We start from the raw sequence: 15,020 nt of genomic DNA on the forward strand, positions 1-15,020 counted from the left end.
CCAAACTTTTTAAACCCCCGGTCCGTTTTTATACCTCGGTGGTGCATATCGTCCACCGTAACGCTGATTTCAACCTTTGAATCCCATGCGTTCCGCGCTTCTCGGTTAGCCTTTACTCCGGCACCACCGGCGTTGCTAAGATTTTTAAGCCGCCCTTCTGAGGGTATCACATCTTTAAAAAACCGAAAGGGTGATGCCCATGCTTCCTAAGAACTACGACCCAAACGAGATTGAGCCCAAGTGGCAGAAGTTCTGGCTGGACGAGAAAATCTACAAGTACGAGCTCGACGAAAAGAGGCCAAGCTACGCGATAGACACCCCGCCCCCGTTCACGAGCGGGACGCTTCACCTCGGCCACGTGCTCAGCCACACCTGGATCGACATCATAGCCCGCTACAAGAGGATGACCGGCTACAACGTGCTCTTCCCGCAGGGCTTCGACAACCACGGCCTCCCGACCGAGCTCAAGGTCGAGAAGGAGTTCGGAATAAGCAAGGACGAGCCCGAGAAGTTCCTCCAGAAGTGTGTCGAGTGGACCTGGCAGGCCATCGAGGCCATGCGCAACCAGTTCATAAGGATAGGCTACTCCGCCGACTGGGACCTTGAGTACCACACTATGGACGACTGGTACAAGGCCGCCGTCCAGAAGTCCCTCCTTGAGTTCTACAAGAAGGGCATGCTCTACCGCGACAAGCACCCGGTCTACTGGTGCCCGCGCTGTAGGACTAGCTTGGCCAAGGCAGAGGTCGGCTACGTCGAGGAGGAAGGCTTCCTCTACTACATCAAGCTCCCGCTTGCTGATGGTTCCGGCCACGTCCCGATAGCCACCACGAGGCCAGAGCTGATGCCCGCCTGTGTTGCCGTCTTCGTCCACCCGGAGGACGAGCGCTACAAGGACGTTGTGGGTAAGAAGGTTAAACTGCCAATATTCGAGAGGGAAGTACCGGTTATAGCCGACGAGGACGTTGACCCGAGCTTTGGAACCGGAGCGGTCTACAACTGTACCTACGGTGACGAGCAGGACGTCGTCTGGCAGAAGCGCTACAACCTCTCGGTCATCATAGCCATCAACGAGGACGGCACGATGAACGAGAACGCCGGGCCGTACGCTGGCCTCAAGACCGAGGAGGCGAGAAAGAAGATAGCCGAAGACCTCGAGAAGATGGGCCTCCTCTACAAGAAGGAGAAGATAAGGCACCGCGTCCTCAGACACACCGAGAGGAGCTCCTGTATGGCCCCCATCGAGCTGCTCCCCAAGACCCAGTGGTTCATCAAGGTGAGGGACTTCACCGACGAGATAGTGAAGGTCGCCGAGCAGATCAACTGGTACCCAGAGGACATGTTCTTAAGGCTTAAGGACTGGGCCGAGAGCATGGACTGGGACTGGGTCATAAGCAGGCAGCGCGTTTTCGGCACGCCGATTCCCTTCTGGGTCTGTAAGAACGGCCACGTGGTTCCGGCAAAGGAGGAAGACCTCCCCGTTGACCCGCGCTTCGACAAGCCGCCCGTCGAGAAGTGTCCGGTCTGCGGTGCCGAGCTTGAGCCGGTCACCGATGTCCTCGACTGCTGGGTCGACTCAAGCATAACCCCGCTGATAATCAGCAAGTGGCACGAGGCCATCAAGGGCAACGAAGAGGCCAAGCGCTGGTTCGAGCACAACTTCCCGACCGCTCTCAGGCCGCAGGGAACCGACATCATCAGGACGTGGGCGTTCTACACGATATTCAGGACTTACATACTCACCGGCGAGAAGCCCTGGCACGACGTCCTCATCAACGGAATGGTGGCTGGGCCCGATGGGAGAAAGATGAGCAAGAGCTACGGCAACGTCGTTGCCCCGGACGAGGTCATTCCGAAGTACGGCGCCGATGCCCTGAGGCTCTGGACTGCTTTAGCGCCGCCCGGAGAGGACCACCCGTTCAAGTGGGAAACTGTAGACTACAACTTCCGCTTCCTGCAGAAGGTCTGGAACATCTACCGCTTCGCCGAGAGACACTTAGAGGATTTCGACCCGGCCAAAGCGCCCGAGGAGCTCGAACCGCTCGACCGCTGGATTCTCTCAAGGCTCCACAGGCTCATCAAGTTCGCCACCGAGGAGATGGAGCGCTACCGCTTCAACCTGCTCACGCGCGAGCTGATGACCTTCGTATGGCACGAGGTCGCTGACGACTACCTTGAGATGATCAAGTACCGCCTCTACGGCGACGACGAGGAGAGCAAGCTGAAAGCCAAAGCGGCGCTCTACGAGCTGCTCTACAACATAATGCTCCTGCTCGCTCCATTCGTTCCGCACATCACCGAGGAGCTCTACCAGAACCTCTTCCGCGAGAGGATTGGTGCCAAAAGCGTCCACCTCCTCGACTGGCCGAAGTTCAGGGAGGATAGAATCGACGAAGAGGCCGAGAAGCTCGGCGAACTCGCGAGGGAGATAGTCGGTGCGATGAGGCGCTACAAGAACAGCCACGGCTTAGCTCTCAACGCCAAGCTCAAGCACGTGGCCATCTACGCCACCGAGGGCTACGACAGGCTCAAGGCCATCGAGAAGGACATCGCCGGAACAATGAACATCGAGAGGCTGGAGATAATCAGGGGCGAGCCTGCTCTGGAAGAGCGCATCACCGAGATAAAGCCCAACTTCAGAACGGTCGGGCCGAAATACGGCAAACTCGTTCCGAAGATTACCACCTACCTCAAGGAGAACGCAGAGGAAGTCGCCAGGGCCCTCAAGGAGACCGGAAAGGTCGAGTTCGAGGTCGATGGAGAGAGGGTCGAGCTCGGCAAAGAGGACATCGTGCTCAGGAAGGCCGTGTTCAGCGAGGGCGAAGAGGTAGAAACGGCGGTTGTCGAGGACGCGGTTATAGTGTTCTTCTGAACCTCTTTTCTATTGTTCCCCCATTTTATTTGGTGGTACCGTAAGTTACCTACGGGAGCATAAGTCGGGAATCAGCTTTTTAACACAGTTGCCACCACGGGATCCGCTATTTTGTATCTCTCGTGAAAAATTAGATGATTGACTCAGCAGTTGTAGCACAGCATCGCGGCCTTCTTGAGGAGGATTACCCTGTAGAGCTTGCCGTTGATTACCCTCGCGTTTGAAATCTTGTTGAGGTGGTGCATTCTCTTCCTTTCGAGGGCAACGAGGTCTAGCTCCCTAAGCACCTTCACGAAGTCCTCCCAGCGGATTTTGAGCCAGCTGGAGTAATATTCGAACAGCTCCTTCTCCACGACGCGGTAGGTCTTGCCGTCCACCTTGTACCTGACTGCCCTCTTTGGAAGCTCCTTCCTCAGGCGCCAGCGGGCGTGTAACGGTTCCTGGAGCTCGTAAACGGCCTCGTCCATTGACTTGCCCTCAACCATCATCTTGAGGATTATGCCGAGGATGCGGTTTATCCTGTCCGGGACGCCGATGACGTCCCCCCTGAGGACGATCTTCCTCCTCCTGACGCGGATTCCAGCGCTCTCAAGCTCCTCGCCTATCTTAGGCGTCAGCTTCTTGTCCCTGCCGGTGTCAACTATCCCGCCGATTACGAAGGCATTAACCTCAAAGTCCTTCTCGCTCAGAACCTCGTCCGCCCAGGGGTCGAGGAGGACAACTTCGTCAATCCCCTTCTCCTTCAGGAACTCGGCGGTTGGGCCTTCGTAGGTGGTAATTCTGTCAAGCGGGCCGTGGAACATTGACCTGAACTCCTCGCCGGCCCAGGTCACGGCCAGCTCTCCGCCGGTGAAATAGTCCCTCAGCAGGCCGTAGCTCTGGTTTATCTGGAGGCAGACCTTGCCCTTCTCCTTCCCGGTGTGCTTGTCCCAGAGCTGGAGGTCTATTATAAAGTAGGGCCACTCCGGGAGCCTGGAGCGGAGCTCCTCAGGGGTAAGAACCGGCTCGAACTTCTCCATCATGCACAGCGGGGCGTAGGCGTAGTATGAGCCCTCAACGCGTTTCCCGCTCAAGTCCCACGCGACCGCGGTCTTCTCGGGGACGCGAAAGATTGCGCCCTTGCCGTGGACTATCTCAACCGCTATATCCTGGAGCTTGTTTTTGGACTTTCGGAAGCGCTTCGAGAGCGTTCCGATGCTCTCTATACCCCTCTCCCTCAGTGCCTCCCTGAGAACGTCCGCGAGGGTCTTCATGGCCATCGCTTGAGGCTCGGGGGGAGGTTTAAAAAGGTTTGCCGAGACCTGACGAAAGATTTTTAAACGCTCGCCCTTCCCTAATATCGAGCCCCGGTGGTGTAGCCCGGTCAAACATGCGGGCCTTTCGAGCCCGCGCCCCGGGTTCAAATCCCGGCCGGGGCACCATAAGAAACCTTAGAGGAAAGCGTATGGCTTGGGGAGAATCCACAAAAGGTAATCCGTCCCCGTACTATATCTTTTCATTAATCACAGCTATTTTTGTAGGCATATCCTTATTGTTCCTCATAGACGCTATATTTGATTCCAGTATCCTTCTCATAAAGAATCCAGACTTCTTAGATGCAGCCGTTGCTATGGGTACCATTGGGATGGCATTTTTTGTGGGGATTCAATCTTACTTCATCCGCAAATCAACAGAACAACAAGAGATGGCTATTCGGTTTCCTCTTATGGTGGAACACACTCAGAAACTCCAAACAGAGGTCATTAATCCTTTAACATCAATATTTAAGCGGATTTTTGTTGACACAACTAAAAAACACGTCACATTGACCGTAGGCGTTGGAACGTCCTATGTGTTAAACGGCACAGAAAACTTAGAAGACTTGTGTAAGATTGCTGGCGTTGATATAAATACCCATCTGTTGGATGACTTGCTAGATAATCATGCTCCAGACCTAAAGCAGGCTTTCACGGAGTTCATGTCTGCAGTTTTCTCTTTAACCAATGGATATAGAGTAAATGAAAGTGCCAAAGTTGCAAAACAATTATTAGATGAAATAAGACTTATCCTATTGGATCTTAGCTCTTATGAGGTTTTTCTAGATGAGTGCTCATACGTTAGAGGAAGTACTAAAGAGAGACGAAAGCGAAAAAGGAATAGTTTTTAAGTTGTGTTCATCTGAACTGAACGATGCTCGCCGTCAGAGTCCCCAAGAGAGAGGCCGAAAAAGCGAGGAGGAAGCTCATCGAACTCGGCGTCCTGGCCAAGGGCTACGCCGTTAAGCGGGAGGGTGAGTTCATACTCTTCCCAGTCACAGGGCCAGCGGAGGGTTTTGAACTCGTAGAGGCCGATTTTGAGAGACTTGAGAAGAGGCCCCACAGCTACCGCGAGGTCGTTGACGTCCCCGAAGAAGTTAGACCGCTCCTTCCGAGTTCTTTCGATATAATCGGCGACATTGCCATAATCGAAATCCCCGAGGGGCTTGTGAAGTACGGAAGGGCCATTGGGGAGGCAATCCTCAAAGTCCACCGCCACATAAAGGCCGTCTTCGCAAAGGGGAGCAAGGTCTCCGGCGAATACCGCGTGAGGGAGCTGATCCACCTCGCGGGAGAAAAAAGGACTGAAACCCTCCACCGCGAGAACGGGATAAGACTGAAGCTCGACGTAGCGAAGGTCTACTTCTCCCCGAGGCTCGCCACCGAGAGGATGAGGATTTTCGAGAAGGCCCGGCCTGGAGAGGTAGTCTTCGACATGTTCGCCGGCGTCGGCCCGTACGCGGTGCTCTTAGCGAAGAAGGCAAAGCTCGTCTTTGCCTGCGACATCAACCCCTGGGCGATACGCTACCTTGAGGAGAACATCAGGCTGAACAAAGCCAGCAACGTCGTGCCAATCCTTGGGGACGTGAGAAAGGTCGCCGGAAAACTAGAAGCCGACCGCGTCATAATGAACCTCCCCAAGTTCGCCGACCGCTTCCTGAGGGAGGCCATGCTGAGTGTTAAGGACGGAGGAGTTGTCCACTACTACGGCTTCGGCCCGGAGGAAGACCTCTTTTCGGAGCACGAGGCGAAGATTAAAGCCGCTGCGAGGGAGCTTGGCTTTGAGGTCGAGTTCCTTGACCGGAGGAAAGTCCGCCCCTACGCCCCGAGGCAGTTCAACATCGCGATTGACTTCAGGGTCTTGAAGTCTCGAAGCGATGTTTTGTGCGGAGAACATGAGCTTAAAAGCGAGTGTTTTCTTGATAAAACACCCTAAAAGTTAGAAAAAGGAAAGACTGAGAGTTAAAGTCAAGTCAAAGTTACTTTCCAGCGATTTTCACGTTTTCGAACTTGATGAACGGCGTTATGATTGTGGTGCTGGAGGGCATTACAGTCTGCTCCTTCGTAACTTCACTGGCCTGCCCGAGGAGCTCGTAGACGTTTCCCGCTATGAGGAAGACGCTCGAGCCGACGACTTCCCCGTCCTCGATGAGGAATGCCGGGTTCGCCGTGACTGCGAAGTTTCCGTTGTCCGGGTTGCTTGAGTGCGCACCCTGCACACCGTCCACGAGGTAGCCGCGCTCGATTTCCGCTATGATGTCCTCCAGCGAGCGCTTTCCGTTCTCGATGACCATGCTGTGGAAGCCAATGCTGATTCCGCCGCTGTTCAGGTCGCGCTTGCCGTTTCCGGTGCTCTCCGTGCCGTAAACCTTTGCCCAGTAGTTGTCCCAGACGAAGCCCTTGAAGGTACCGTTCTCGACAAGGACGTTCTTCCTCGTCGGAACGCCCTCGCCGTCGGCTATGACCGGATTAAGCGAGAGCTCGTGGAACGGGTCGTCGTAGAGCGTTATTATCTCGCTCGCCACCTTCTCGCCGGCCTTTCCGGCGAGTGGAGTCGTCTCTTTGACTAAGCGCTCACCGCTGAAGGCCGGGAAGAGCGCGTAGCTGAAGAGGCCCGCTATCGCCCACGGGCCGAAGATTACCGGCACTTCCTCGTTCCTGCTCGGCTTAACGCTGTAGGCCCAGCCGACCTTCTGCACGGCCCTCTCCACGACGCCCTCCACGTCGAGGTCTAAGCTACGCTTCGCGTCGAAGTCGAAAATTCCAGGCGTCACAACGCCTTCCTTCCTGCCTACGAGCTCAACGAAGAAAAACGCCGCGCCTCCCTCCTGGAAGACGTCTATTCCGTGGGAGTTCACTATCTGTCTCTCCTCCCAGCTGACGCCGCCTTCCCCACCGGCGACGATGGCGTTCTTGTCCTTCTCGCGGGCGAGTTTTATAGCCCTGACGAGCATCTCGACGAGGGTGTCGGGAGAAGCCTCCTTCAGCTCGTAGTTGGGCTTGGGCTTTTCGCGGTACTTTCCGGGCTCCGGTAGGGAGACCCACTTCTCGTCCCTGCTGTTGAGCCTCGCCATCTTCGCGGCCTGCTCTATCGCTTCCTTAACGCGCTTCTCCTCGTCGCTGTCCACTATAGCTAAACCGAGGCGCTTGTCCTTTATACCGCGGATTATCGTTACGGCACCGCTCCTCGTCGAGGCCATCGAAATCTCGTTAAGCTCGACGCTCGCGCTGACCTCCCTCGAGCGGTAAACTGCAATCTCAACCTCATCGAAGAGCTTCTCAGCGTAGCGTATGAGGTTCTCCATCGTCACCACCTCAGCCAATCAGTATTCCTCCGTCAAACCTCATGTGCGGGCCGCCTGAGCTGACGAAGGCGGTCTGTCCCTTGCCACAGAAGCCGACCTCGAGGCCGAAGTCCTTGCCAACGGCGCTTATCTTCTTGAGGGCCTCTATGGCAACGCCGGTAATCGAGGTGTCCCTTATCGGCTCAGCTATCTCGCCGTTCCTGATGACGTAACCCTCCTGGATTCCGACCTGGAAGGCGCTGTTGAGCTGGGCCTGGCCACCGCGGAAGTCAACGACGTAGTAGCCGAACTTGATGTCCTCGATGAGCTCTTCGAAGGAGTGGTCGCCTGGCTCGAAGACCGTGTTGCGCATCCTGATTATCGGCGGGTAGCGGTAGCTTTCAGCTCTGGCATGGCCGTTCGGATCCATTCCCCACTTCGCCGCGTACTCGCGGTTGAGCATTATCTCCTTCAGGATTCCGTTCTCGATGATGTGGATGTCCTTAACCGGAACGCCCTCGTCGTCGTACTTGTCGTTTCCAAAGCCGCCCTTGACATAGCGCTCGCTCATCGTGACGTACTCCGGAGCTATCTGCTTGCCGATGAGGTCTTTGAAGGGCGAGTTTATGGTAAGGTCTGCCTCCGCGAGGTGGCCCAAGGCCTCGTGGGCGATGATTCCGACGACTATCGGGCCGGCAACGATGGGCCACTCACCGCGCTTCGGAGCCACTCCTTTCAGCTGGCTGTGCATCTTCCTGAGAAGCCTCTCCTTCACCTTCTCGTTCGGCTCTATCTCGGTCATCAGCTCCCAGCCGTAATCAACGGCTCCAATGCTGTCCCTCGCCATCGCGAGCTTCCCGTCGGCCTTTCCGGTTACGTATGCCCCCTGGTAGAGGTAGTTGTAGTCCCACTCTATCCTCGTGCCCTCATTTGTGAGGACGGCCTTTTTCCCGCTGCCGTCCTCGTAGCGAATCTGGACACTCTTTACAGCGTTATCCTCCCTGAGGAGCCTCTCAAGCTCCCTGAGGTGGGAAACTTTCTCCTCGATGTCCACTTCCCTTGGCTTGAGCTTCATCCTGCTCTTCACGAAGTCCTCGACCGGCTTTATCTCGGCCAGCTGGATTTTCTCCTTCTTCGTCTGTGCGGCCGCCTTAGCGAGCTTGTAGGCCTCTTCAATCTTTTTCTCGAGGTTCTCAAGCTCGCTTGTCGAGGCGAAGCCCCAGGCGCCGTCCGCTAAAACCCTTATGGCAACGCCCCTGTGGAGCTTCCCCGTGAAGCTCGTGAAGACGCCGTCCTTGAGGCCGAGCGTGGTCTTTCTCAAATCCTCGTAGCGTAGCTCGATGTACTCGGCCTTCAGGTTTTCCTCAGCCCACTTAAGGGCCCTTTCAAGTGCCTCCATGTCCACCACCGTTGACGTTTGTCCAATCCATTGTGGGATGGACAACTATAAAAGTCTTTTGAGCCTTTCGATGGGGGTCGAAAAGAATCCCAGTCTGGTTTTAAACCTCTGGTTGGAGTAACACTTATATATTTTGGCTATTATATCCGGTAATGAAAGAACGGTACATTGAGGGAAAAGCGGCGTTCGAGCTGGATGGAGACAGGAACTGGAGGCTTGGGTGAGCGGCATGAAAAAATACTCCGTGGTGATTTTCTTCTTTCTCATCCTCCTGGTCGCGATTTTTAGCGAGTCCACCCGGCGCGTATCCGCCGGGGTTTCTCGAAAATATCCCCAAGGAAGTAGGAAAGTTTCGTATGGCCAACACCACAATCTCCGACTTCAGCTATGAAAACGGGACGATAAGGTACAGGGGATACCTGAGAAAAGGTGAATGTACAGTTCTGTCCATAAGGGCAGTGTTCAGGGAAACGGGTCTCCCGCAGAGGATAGAGGTCAGCGGGCTGAGTGCTAACGAGCTCACACTACCCGATGCCGCTCTCGGGGGAGAGAACGGCAGTTATACCCTTAAAATCTCGGTTCCCTGGGATTACGGCAACTGGTCGCTGTCCGTGCTGGTCCCTAAGAGGCTCGGGAGAAACAAGACCTACCGGCTGGAGCTCGAAGGCTATATATCCTCGATGCTCGGCGGGCTCAAAAAGGGCATCCACCCCCTGAACGCCCTGAAGAGGCCGGACTCAAAAGGCCCCGAGCCGCCCGGTAGCTACTGTGCTGAGCTCTCCGCTCCCGGGGATTTGGTGTACACACAGCGCCCGCTCGACTTCTCAGGCCTCTACAGCGACGGGGCCTACTACGAGAAGGACTTCTCGGGGAACTCGTCGGGACAGCTGCGCCTGAACCTGACCGCAGGAGGCACCTGTGAGCCGGCCGTTTGGATAAAGTTCCACGGAAGGGTGCGGAACATGCTCACGGGGCCCCTCCTTTCAGAGGTGGCCCTGTCCGGGGCGAGTGGCCAGGGGGTGGTCTTCGACTCGGAGCTTGACGTGGTTGAGGATTTGGTCGTCGAACCGGATACGGGGTGATTGGGCCGCATAAAGAAAGGGGAGAAATCACCGGCGCCTTGAGAGGGCCGCCGGGAGAAGCGCGAGCAGGGCCATCAGGGCCGGTCCGCAGAGGCCCTTCTTTTCCACCTTCGCCTTGGCGTGGATTGGATGTTTGGAGGCCGTGTAGAGGTTCCAGTGCCACTCGGCCATGTTCCCCTCGACGCAGCAACAGCGAGGAACACCAGGCCCGGCACGAGAAGCGGGAGGTGTTTTCCCACCGGAACCACCTGAAAATATACGCAGGAGCACTTCAAAAAGTTACCGTCCCGTCATGTTTTTATTCTCCGCCCCCATCCAACAATCATGAAGGCCGAAATCAAGAACCTCATAGACAGGGGCACCTACAGGAAGCTTCCGCTCTTCGAGGGCGAACTGCCCGAGGGGAGCTACGCCCAGATAGTCGAGGTGAAGCCGGGGCAGACGGTTAAGAAGCACTATCATCTCCACCAGTACGAGCTGTTCTACATAATAAGCGGCGAGGCGAAGCTTGGTATCGGCGAGACCGAGTACCATGCAAAGCCCGGTGATATATTCCTCGTCAAGCCTAAGACTGTCCACTGGGTCGTCAACGAGCGCGACGAGCCCTTCAGGCTCTTCGTCGTGAAGCTGAACTACTATGGCGACGACTCCGTCTGGCTGGAGGAGTGAGGATGGCCGAGAAAATCATCGGCATCCTCGGCGGAATGGGCCCCCTCGCGACGGTCGAGCTCTTCAGGAGGATAGTCGAGAAGACGCCAGCAAAGAGGGACCAGGACCACCCGAGGATAATAATTTACAACAACCCCAAAATCCCGGATAGGACGGCGTTTATCCTTGGAAACGGCGAAGACCCGAGGCCCAAGCTGATAGAGGGCGCGAGGAAGCTTGAGAGCTGGGGGGCAGACTTCATCATAATGCCCTGCAACACGGCCCACTTCTTTGCAGAGACAATACAGAAGGCCATAAGCATACCCCTCGTCAACATGATAGAGGAGACCGCGAAGAAAATCGAGGAGATGGGGCTCAGGAAGGTTGGCCTCCTAGCAACTGACGGGACGGTAAAGGGCCTCATCTACCACCGTGCGCTCCTCAGCAGAGGAGTCCAGATAGCGGTGCCCAACAAAAATGACCAAAAACGCGTCATGGAGGCCATCTATGAGGGCGTTAAGGCAGGAAACCTTGAGCTGGGGAGGAAGCTCCTTTTGGAAGTCGCCAGAAAGCTTGAACGCAGGGTTGATGGAATCATAGCTGGCTGTACTGAGGTAAGCGTTGCGCTTAAGCCTGACGACCTGAGTGTTTCCCTAATAGACCCCCTCGACGTGATAGCCGAGAAGGCTGTCAGACTCGCACTCGGCCTTGAGGAGCTCTGAGCCTTTTTCTTCTCCCATAGGTTTCTGGCCGAAACCCCTTAAAACCCTCCTTCCAACTTGGCCCGGTGGGAGAAATGGAGATAGGTGTCGTCGGAAAGCCAAACGTTGGAAAGTCGACATTCTTTTCAGCGGCCACCCTCGTTGACGTTGATATAGCCAACTACCCGTTCACGACGATAGACGCGAACGTCGGTGTCACCTACGCAATAGCGGAGCACCCCTGCAAGGAGCTCGGCTGTCAGCCAAACCCCCAGAACTACGAGTACAGAGACGGAAAGGCCCTGATTCCAATAAAGATGATAGACGTTGCCGGTCTCGTCCCTGGAGCTCACGAGGGGCGTGGACTGGGCAACAAGTTCCTCGACGACCTGAGGATGGCTTCCGCTCTAATCCACGTCATCGACGCGACCGGCAAGACAGACGCCGAGGGTCAGCCGACAGACTACCATGACCCAGTTGAGGACATCGAGTTCCTTGAGAGGGAGATAGACTACTGGATTTACGGGATACTCAAGAAGGGCTGGGAGAAGTTCGCGAAGAGGATAAAGCTCCAGCACATGAAGCTTGAGCAAGCGATAGCAGACCACCTCTCGGGCATTGGGGTTACCGAAGAAGATGTCTGGGAAGCGGTTCACAAGGTTGGCCTCCCAAGCGACCCGACGAAGTGGAGCGATGAGGATTTACTCGCCTTCGTCCGCGAGCTCAGGAAGACCAACAAGCCGATTATCATAGCGGCCAACAAGGCCGACGCCGCAACCGACGAGGGGATAAAGAGGCTCGTTGAGGAGGGCAAGAAGAGGGGCTATATCGTCATTCCAACTAGCGCCGCCGCTGAGCTCACCCTTAGAAAGGCTGCCAAGGCGGGCTTTATTGACTACGTGCCGGGCTCAAGCGACTTCAAAATCCTCAAACCGATGAGTCCCAAGCAGGAGAAGGCCCTCATGCTCATAAAGGAGAAAGTGCTCGACCGCTTTGGCTCCACCGGAGTTCAGGAGGTCATCAACAGGGCGGTCTTTGAACTGCTCAACCTCATACCGGTCTACCCGGTTCAGGACGAGAACAAACTCACGGACCAGTTCGGCAACGTCCTGCCGCACGTCTACCTGCTCCCGAAGGGCTCGACTCCCAGAGACCTGGCCTACAAGGTCCACACCGACCTCGGAAAGACGTTCCTCTACGCGGTGAACGCCAGGACAAAGAGGCGCGTCGGAGAAGACTACGAGCTGGAGTTCAACGACATAATCAAAATCGTCGCCACAGCAAGGTGAAGTCTCTAAACCGTCTCTGTGCCTCCAATGCTCGGCTTCACTTTTTCCCGCTTTTGGCTTCCCTCAGGAGCTCCTGGTAAAGCCTCGGTTCGACGTCCTCCCCGCTCAGGCCGAGTTTCTTCGCGACTTCCCAGATTTTTCTCTTGGCGTCGTCAACGTCCTCAGAAATCACCTCTATGTCGAGGAAACCGCCGAGGCCCTCAACGTCGTTGAGCTCAAATGTGACTTCACCGAGCCTGTAGACGAGGCGCTTTTTCCTTACAACGATGTCCTCCTCGAAGCCGAGGCGCCTGAAAATCTCAACGGTTTTGTCAAAGTCCGAGACCCCCACCTCAATCTCGTCGAACTCCTCGTTTCTGCCGGGGTCTTTAATCTCCTTGTACGTTAGAAAGGCCTTTCCAAGGTTCCCAAGCTTCCTCACGCGGAGGAGTTTTGGGAGGGGCAGGGAGAAATAGATATCCTCCTGGAGCTCCTCTCGAACGAAGGCGGCACCAAGAGACTCAATTTTTTGCTTCGCGTCTTCAAAATCGACTCTGAATTTGACCTCAACTTCCATATCAGACCCTCACAAGGAACCCAATAACGTCGCCGCCATTGACGAGCTCCGTTAGGGGTATTACTTCCACGCGCTTCAGCGTTGGGAGCACCCTTATGGTCTCGTCAATGAACTTGTTGAGCTTCTCCTCGTTTTCCTCTCCCACGAGCGCAACGAGGCTGTCTTTAGTGCTCCTTGCAACGGCGAGGACGTTGGGCAGAATCGAGAGGGTCTTCATGATGTGGTTGATGTACTTCTCAAGGAAGTCCTCGATGATTGGAGTCTCCACCTGGATGTAGACCAGAGCAACCGCTTTGGGCCGGAGAGCCTCTCCAAGGACTATGGTGTACCTGTCGATTATGCCCCTCTCCTGGAGCTTCTTGATTCTAAAGTGAACAGTTGATTCTGGTCTGTTTAGCCGCTCCGCTATCTCTGAGATTGTCAGGCGAGCGTCTTCCTTTAGCAGTCTGAGTATGGCCCTGTCAAGGTCGTCTAGCTGCACCATGGGGAGTCCCCCAGCGCTTGTAAATTTCGTTTTGTATTCCCAGAACGTCTAAGATTTTGCCGATTATAAAGTTTATTATATCATCTACAGTTTTTGGTTTTGTATAAAATCCAGGCGACGCTGGCATTACAACAGCACCTGCACGGGTTGCCCGGAGCATATTTTCAATGTGTATCAGGTTCAAAGGAGTTTCCCGTATGAGGAGCACAAGCTTTCGTCTTTCTTTCAACGCAACGTCCGCCGTCCTCGTTATCAGGTTGTCAGCGTAACCGTTGGCTATCGCGGACAGGGTCTTCATGGAGCAGGGTGCGATGACCATGGCGTCGAAGGGATAAGAGCCCGAGGCAGTTGGGGCAAACAGGTCATCTTCATAGTAGTCGGGCTCGATTTCAACACCGAGCTCGTGCCTGGCAACTTTTATCCCGGTTTTAGTTGCAAGGAGAATAACATCATGGCCGAGCTCGCGGAGAACGCTGGCCAGTCTCACACCGTAAACGGCCCCGCTCGCACCGGTTATTGCAACAACTACCTTCATGAAACCACCGCTCCCACTTCCCCGCTAGCTTTTTATACTTTTTTGGGCCAAAAGGGCTGAAGGGTCATGAAGACGTATCAAGTCCTCATAGAGAGCGCCCTGAAGATAGCTGAGAAGCTCGGCGCCAAGGCACTCGTGATAATGAAGGAGATAGAAGAGGACAAAATACCTGAAACAGACCTGTCAATCATTATCGTCGGCTCCTCCTTCGACGTCGAGGACGAGAAAATCAAGAGGGTCTCCGTCCCCCAGAACCTCGACCTGAACAACGTGCTCAACCTGATTTCAGCGTTTCTCATAGAGCAGGACATCGTAAAAGAGGGGGACTCATTTGTCTACGTTACGGAGGACGCGATAGGCATCAAGACGGTCAAAAAGGGAATTCTGGCAATGAAGAGCTTTTTTGCCCAGAACCAGAACGTCCTGCAGAGAATGCTGGAGATTGCAATCGAACTCAGCATCGAGGGCAGGGAAGGGAACCCCGTGGGGACGATATTCGTCATCGGGGACACGAGGAGAGTCCTGAAGCACTCCCACCAGCTGATTCCAAACCCGTTCAAAGGGCATAAAATAAACGTCATGGACAGGGACAGCAAGGAGATAATAAAGGAGTTTGCCCAGCTCGACGGGGCCTTCATCATAAAAGAGGACGGGAGAATTGTTGCGGCCGGAAGGTATCTGGAAGTTGAGCCGAAGGTAATCGACCTCATGCTGCCCCCCGGCCTTGGGAGCAGACACATAGCGGCCGCGGGAATAACAAAGCTCACAAAGGCGATGGCGATAAGCCTCTCCGAAAGCGGGACGATAAGGATTTTCAAGAACGGGCTCATGCTGCTGGAGTACAACCCTAGGCTGAAATATTAAATGGAGAGCAG

15 protein-coding genes and 1 tRNA gene are annotated in these 15,020 nt (G+C 55.2%); 9 read left to right on the forward strand and 7 right to left on the reverse strand.

Annotated elements, in window-relative coordinates; genetic code table 11:
• The first annotated feature begins 199 nt into the window (after positions 1–199).
• Positions 200–2,872 (forward strand): valine--tRNA ligase, encoded by a 2,673-nt coding sequence (locus ACZ5ER_RS08285; RefSeq protein WP_464935163.1) that lies wholly within the window; start codon positions 200–202, stop codon positions 2,870–2,872.
• A 143-nt stretch (positions 2,873–3,015) separates the two neighbouring features.
• Here the strand turns inward: ACZ5ER_RS08285 and trm10 are convergent, their stop codons facing one another.
• Entirely contained in the window at positions 3,016–4,125 is a 1,110-nt protein-coding gene (trm10, locus tag ACZ5ER_RS08290; RefSeq protein ID WP_464935164.1) for a tRNA (guanine(9)-/adenine(9)-N1)-methyltransferase, read from the reverse strand.
• 90 nt (positions 4,126–4,215) lie between these two features.
• Between trm10 and ACZ5ER_RS08295 the strand changes: the two genes are divergently transcribed.
• The 3 genes from ACZ5ER_RS08295 to trm5b all read left to right on the forward strand — a co-directional run bounded on the left by ACZ5ER_RS08295 (position 4,216) and on the right by trm5b (position 6,103).
• Positions 4,216–4,293, forward strand: a tRNA-Glu gene (locus ACZ5ER_RS08295).
• A gap of 23 nt (positions 4,294–4,316) precedes the next feature.
• On the forward strand, positions 4,317–5,018 hold the full coding sequence (locus tag ACZ5ER_RS08300; protein WP_464934215.1) for a hypothetical protein: 702 nt from the start codon (positions 4,317–4,319) through the stop codon (positions 5,016–5,018).
• Positions 5,019–5,041: 23 nt separating this feature from the next.
• The gene (gene trm5b, locus ACZ5ER_RS08305) at positions 5,042–6,103 is read left to right on the forward strand and encodes a tRNA (guanine(37)-N1)-methyltransferase Trm5b (protein ID WP_464934216.1); all 1,062 of its coding nucleotides are present in this window, start codon (positions 5,042–5,044) and stop codon (positions 6,101–6,103) included.
• Positions 6,104–6,146: 43 nt separating this feature from the next.
• On the opposite strand, the gene ACZ5ER_RS08310 is transcribed toward trm5b, so the two are convergent.
• Both ACZ5ER_RS08310 and ACZ5ER_RS08315 read right to left on the reverse strand, forming a co-directional pair.
• Positions 6,147–7,472 carry a TldD/PmbA family protein gene (locus ACZ5ER_RS08310; RefSeq protein ID WP_464935165.1) on the reverse strand — a complete coding sequence of 442 codons (1,326 nt, stop codon included), beginning with the start codon at positions 7,470–7,472 and terminating at the stop codon, positions 6,147–6,149.
• 10 nt (positions 7,473–7,482) lie between these two features.
• Positions 7,483–8,850 (reverse strand): TldD/PmbA family protein, encoded by a 1,368-nt coding sequence (locus ACZ5ER_RS08315; protein ID WP_050003478.1) that lies wholly within the window; start codon positions 8,848–8,850, stop codon positions 7,483–7,485.
• A gap of 356 nt (positions 8,851–9,206) precedes the next feature.
• Between ACZ5ER_RS08315 and ACZ5ER_RS08320 the strand changes: the two genes are divergently transcribed.
• Positions 9,207–9,932 carry a hypothetical protein gene (locus ACZ5ER_RS08320; RefSeq protein ID WP_464934217.1) on the forward strand — a complete coding sequence of 242 codons (726 nt, stop codon included), beginning with the start codon at positions 9,207–9,209 and terminating at the stop codon, positions 9,930–9,932.
• A 27-nt stretch (positions 9,933–9,959) separates the two neighbouring features.
• On the opposite strand, the gene ACZ5ER_RS08325 is transcribed toward ACZ5ER_RS08320, so the two are convergent.
• On the reverse strand, positions 9,960–10,103 hold the full coding sequence (locus ACZ5ER_RS08325; protein ID WP_464934218.1) for a CGP-CTERM sorting domain-containing protein: 144 nt from the start codon (positions 10,101–10,103) through the stop codon (positions 9,960–9,962).
• A gap of 153 nt (positions 10,104–10,256) precedes the next feature.
• Here ACZ5ER_RS08325 and ACZ5ER_RS08330 point away from each other — a divergent pair, with 153 nt between their 5' ends.
• The 3 genes from ACZ5ER_RS08330 (at position 10,257) to ACZ5ER_RS08340 (ending at position 12,570) form a co-directional block, all read left to right on the forward strand.
• The gene (locus ACZ5ER_RS08330) at positions 10,257–10,601 is read left to right on the forward strand and encodes a cupin domain-containing protein (RefSeq protein WP_050003480.1); all 345 of its coding nucleotides are present in this window, start codon (positions 10,257–10,259) and stop codon (positions 10,599–10,601) included.
• 2 nt (positions 10,602–10,603) lie between these two features.
• On the forward strand, positions 10,604–11,302 hold the full coding sequence (gene cuyB, locus ACZ5ER_RS08335) for a cysteate racemase (protein WP_464934219.1): 699 nt from the start codon (positions 10,604–10,606) through the stop codon (positions 11,300–11,302).
• A 74-nt stretch (positions 11,303–11,376) separates the two neighbouring features.
• On the forward strand, positions 11,377–12,570 hold the full coding sequence (locus tag ACZ5ER_RS08340; RefSeq protein WP_464935166.1) for a redox-regulated ATPase YchF: 1,194 nt from the start codon (positions 11,377–11,379) through the stop codon (positions 12,568–12,570).
• A 37-nt stretch (positions 12,571–12,607) separates the two neighbouring features.
• On the opposite strand, the gene cyaB is transcribed toward ACZ5ER_RS08340, so the two are convergent.
• From cyaB to ACZ5ER_RS08355, 3 genes are read right to left on the reverse strand one after another with little or no spacing between them, the layout of a single operon-like run.
• On the reverse strand, positions 12,608–13,126 hold the full coding sequence (gene cyaB / locus ACZ5ER_RS08345; protein ID WP_464934220.1) for a class IV adenylate cyclase: 519 nt from the start codon (positions 13,124–13,126) through the stop codon (positions 12,608–12,610).
• A 1-nt stretch (position 13,127) separates the two neighbouring features.
• Positions 13,128–13,610, reverse strand: a complete 483-nt coding sequence (locus tag ACZ5ER_RS08350) for an Lrp/AsnC family transcriptional regulator (protein WP_464934221.1) — start codon at positions 13,608–13,610, stop codon at positions 13,128–13,130.
• Positions 13,588–14,145: a UbiX family flavin prenyltransferase gene (locus ACZ5ER_RS08355; protein WP_050003485.1), complete on the reverse strand. Its 558-nt coding sequence runs from the start codon at positions 14,143–14,145 to the stop codon at positions 13,588–13,590. The genes ACZ5ER_RS08350 and ACZ5ER_RS08355 overlap by 23 nt, the downstream gene beginning before the upstream one ends.
• Positions 14,146–14,211: 66 nt before the next feature.
• Here ACZ5ER_RS08355 and ACZ5ER_RS08360 point away from each other — a divergent pair, with 66 nt between their 5' ends.
• Entirely contained in the window at positions 14,212–15,009 is a 798-nt protein-coding gene (locus ACZ5ER_RS08360; RefSeq protein WP_050003486.1) for a DNA integrity scanning protein DisA nucleotide-binding domain protein, read from the forward strand.
• Positions 15,010–15,020: the final 11 nt, after the last annotated feature.

It is taken from the genome of Thermococcus marinus, from assembly GCF_055389025.1.

What these genes read in the sequence shown, in the direction of transcription:
- cyaB (WP_464934220.1), bottom strand. Translation starts at nt 13,126, where the DNA reads ATGGAAGTTGAGGTCAAATTCAGAGTCGATTTTGAAGACGCGAAGCAA.
- ACZ5ER_RS08360 (WP_050003486.1), top strand. Translation starts at nt 14,212, where the DNA reads ATGAAGACGTATCAAGTCCTCATAGAGAGCGCCCTGAAGATAGCTGAG.
- ACZ5ER_RS08310 (WP_464935165.1), bottom strand. Translation starts at nt 7,472, where the DNA reads ATGGAGAACCTCATACGCTACGCTGAGAAGCTCTTCGATGAGGTTGAG.
- ACZ5ER_RS08355 (WP_050003485.1), bottom strand. Translation starts at nt 14,145, where the DNA reads ATGAAGGTAGTTGTTGCAATAACCGGTGCGAGCGGGGCCGTTTACGGT.
- trm5b (WP_464934216.1), top strand. Translation starts at nt 5,042, where the DNA reads ATGCTCGCCGTCAGAGTCCCCAAGAGAGAGGCCGAAAAAGCGAGGAGG.
- trm10 (WP_464935164.1), bottom strand. Translation starts at nt 4,125, where the DNA reads ATGAAGACCCTCGCGGACGTTCTCAGGGAGGCACTGAGGGAGAGGGGT.
- ACZ5ER_RS08300 (WP_464934215.1), top strand. Translation starts at nt 4,317, where the DNA reads ATGGCTTGGGGAGAATCCACAAAAGGTAATCCGTCCCCGTACTATATC.
- ACZ5ER_RS08320 (WP_464934217.1), top strand. Translation starts at nt 9,207, where the DNA reads ATGGCCAACACCACAATCTCCGACTTCAGCTATGAAAACGGGACGATA.
- ACZ5ER_RS08285 (WP_464935163.1), top strand. Translation starts at nt 200, where the DNA reads ATGCTTCCTAAGAACTACGACCCAAACGAGATTGAGCCCAAGTGGCAG.
- ACZ5ER_RS08350 (WP_464934221.1), bottom strand. Translation starts at nt 13,610, where the DNA reads ATGGTGCAGCTAGACGACCTTGACAGGGCCATACTCAGACTGCTAAAG.
- cuyB (WP_464934219.1), top strand. Translation starts at nt 10,604, where the DNA reads ATGGCCGAGAAAATCATCGGCATCCTCGGCGGAATGGGCCCCCTCGCG.
- ACZ5ER_RS08315 (WP_050003478.1), bottom strand. Translation starts at nt 8,850, where the DNA reads ATGGAGGCACTTGAAAGGGCCCTTAAGTGGGCTGAGGAAAACCTGAAG.
- ACZ5ER_RS08340 (WP_464935166.1), top strand. Translation starts at nt 11,377, where the DNA reads ATGGAGATAGGTGTCGTCGGAAAGCCAAACGTTGGAAAGTCGACATTC.
- ACZ5ER_RS08330 (WP_050003480.1), top strand. Translation starts at nt 10,257, where the DNA reads ATGAAGGCCGAAATCAAGAACCTCATAGACAGGGGCACCTACAGGAAG.
- ACZ5ER_RS08325 (WP_464934218.1), bottom strand. Translation starts at nt 10,103, where the DNA reads ATGGCCGAGTGGCACTGGAACCTCTACACGGCCTCCAAACATCCAATC.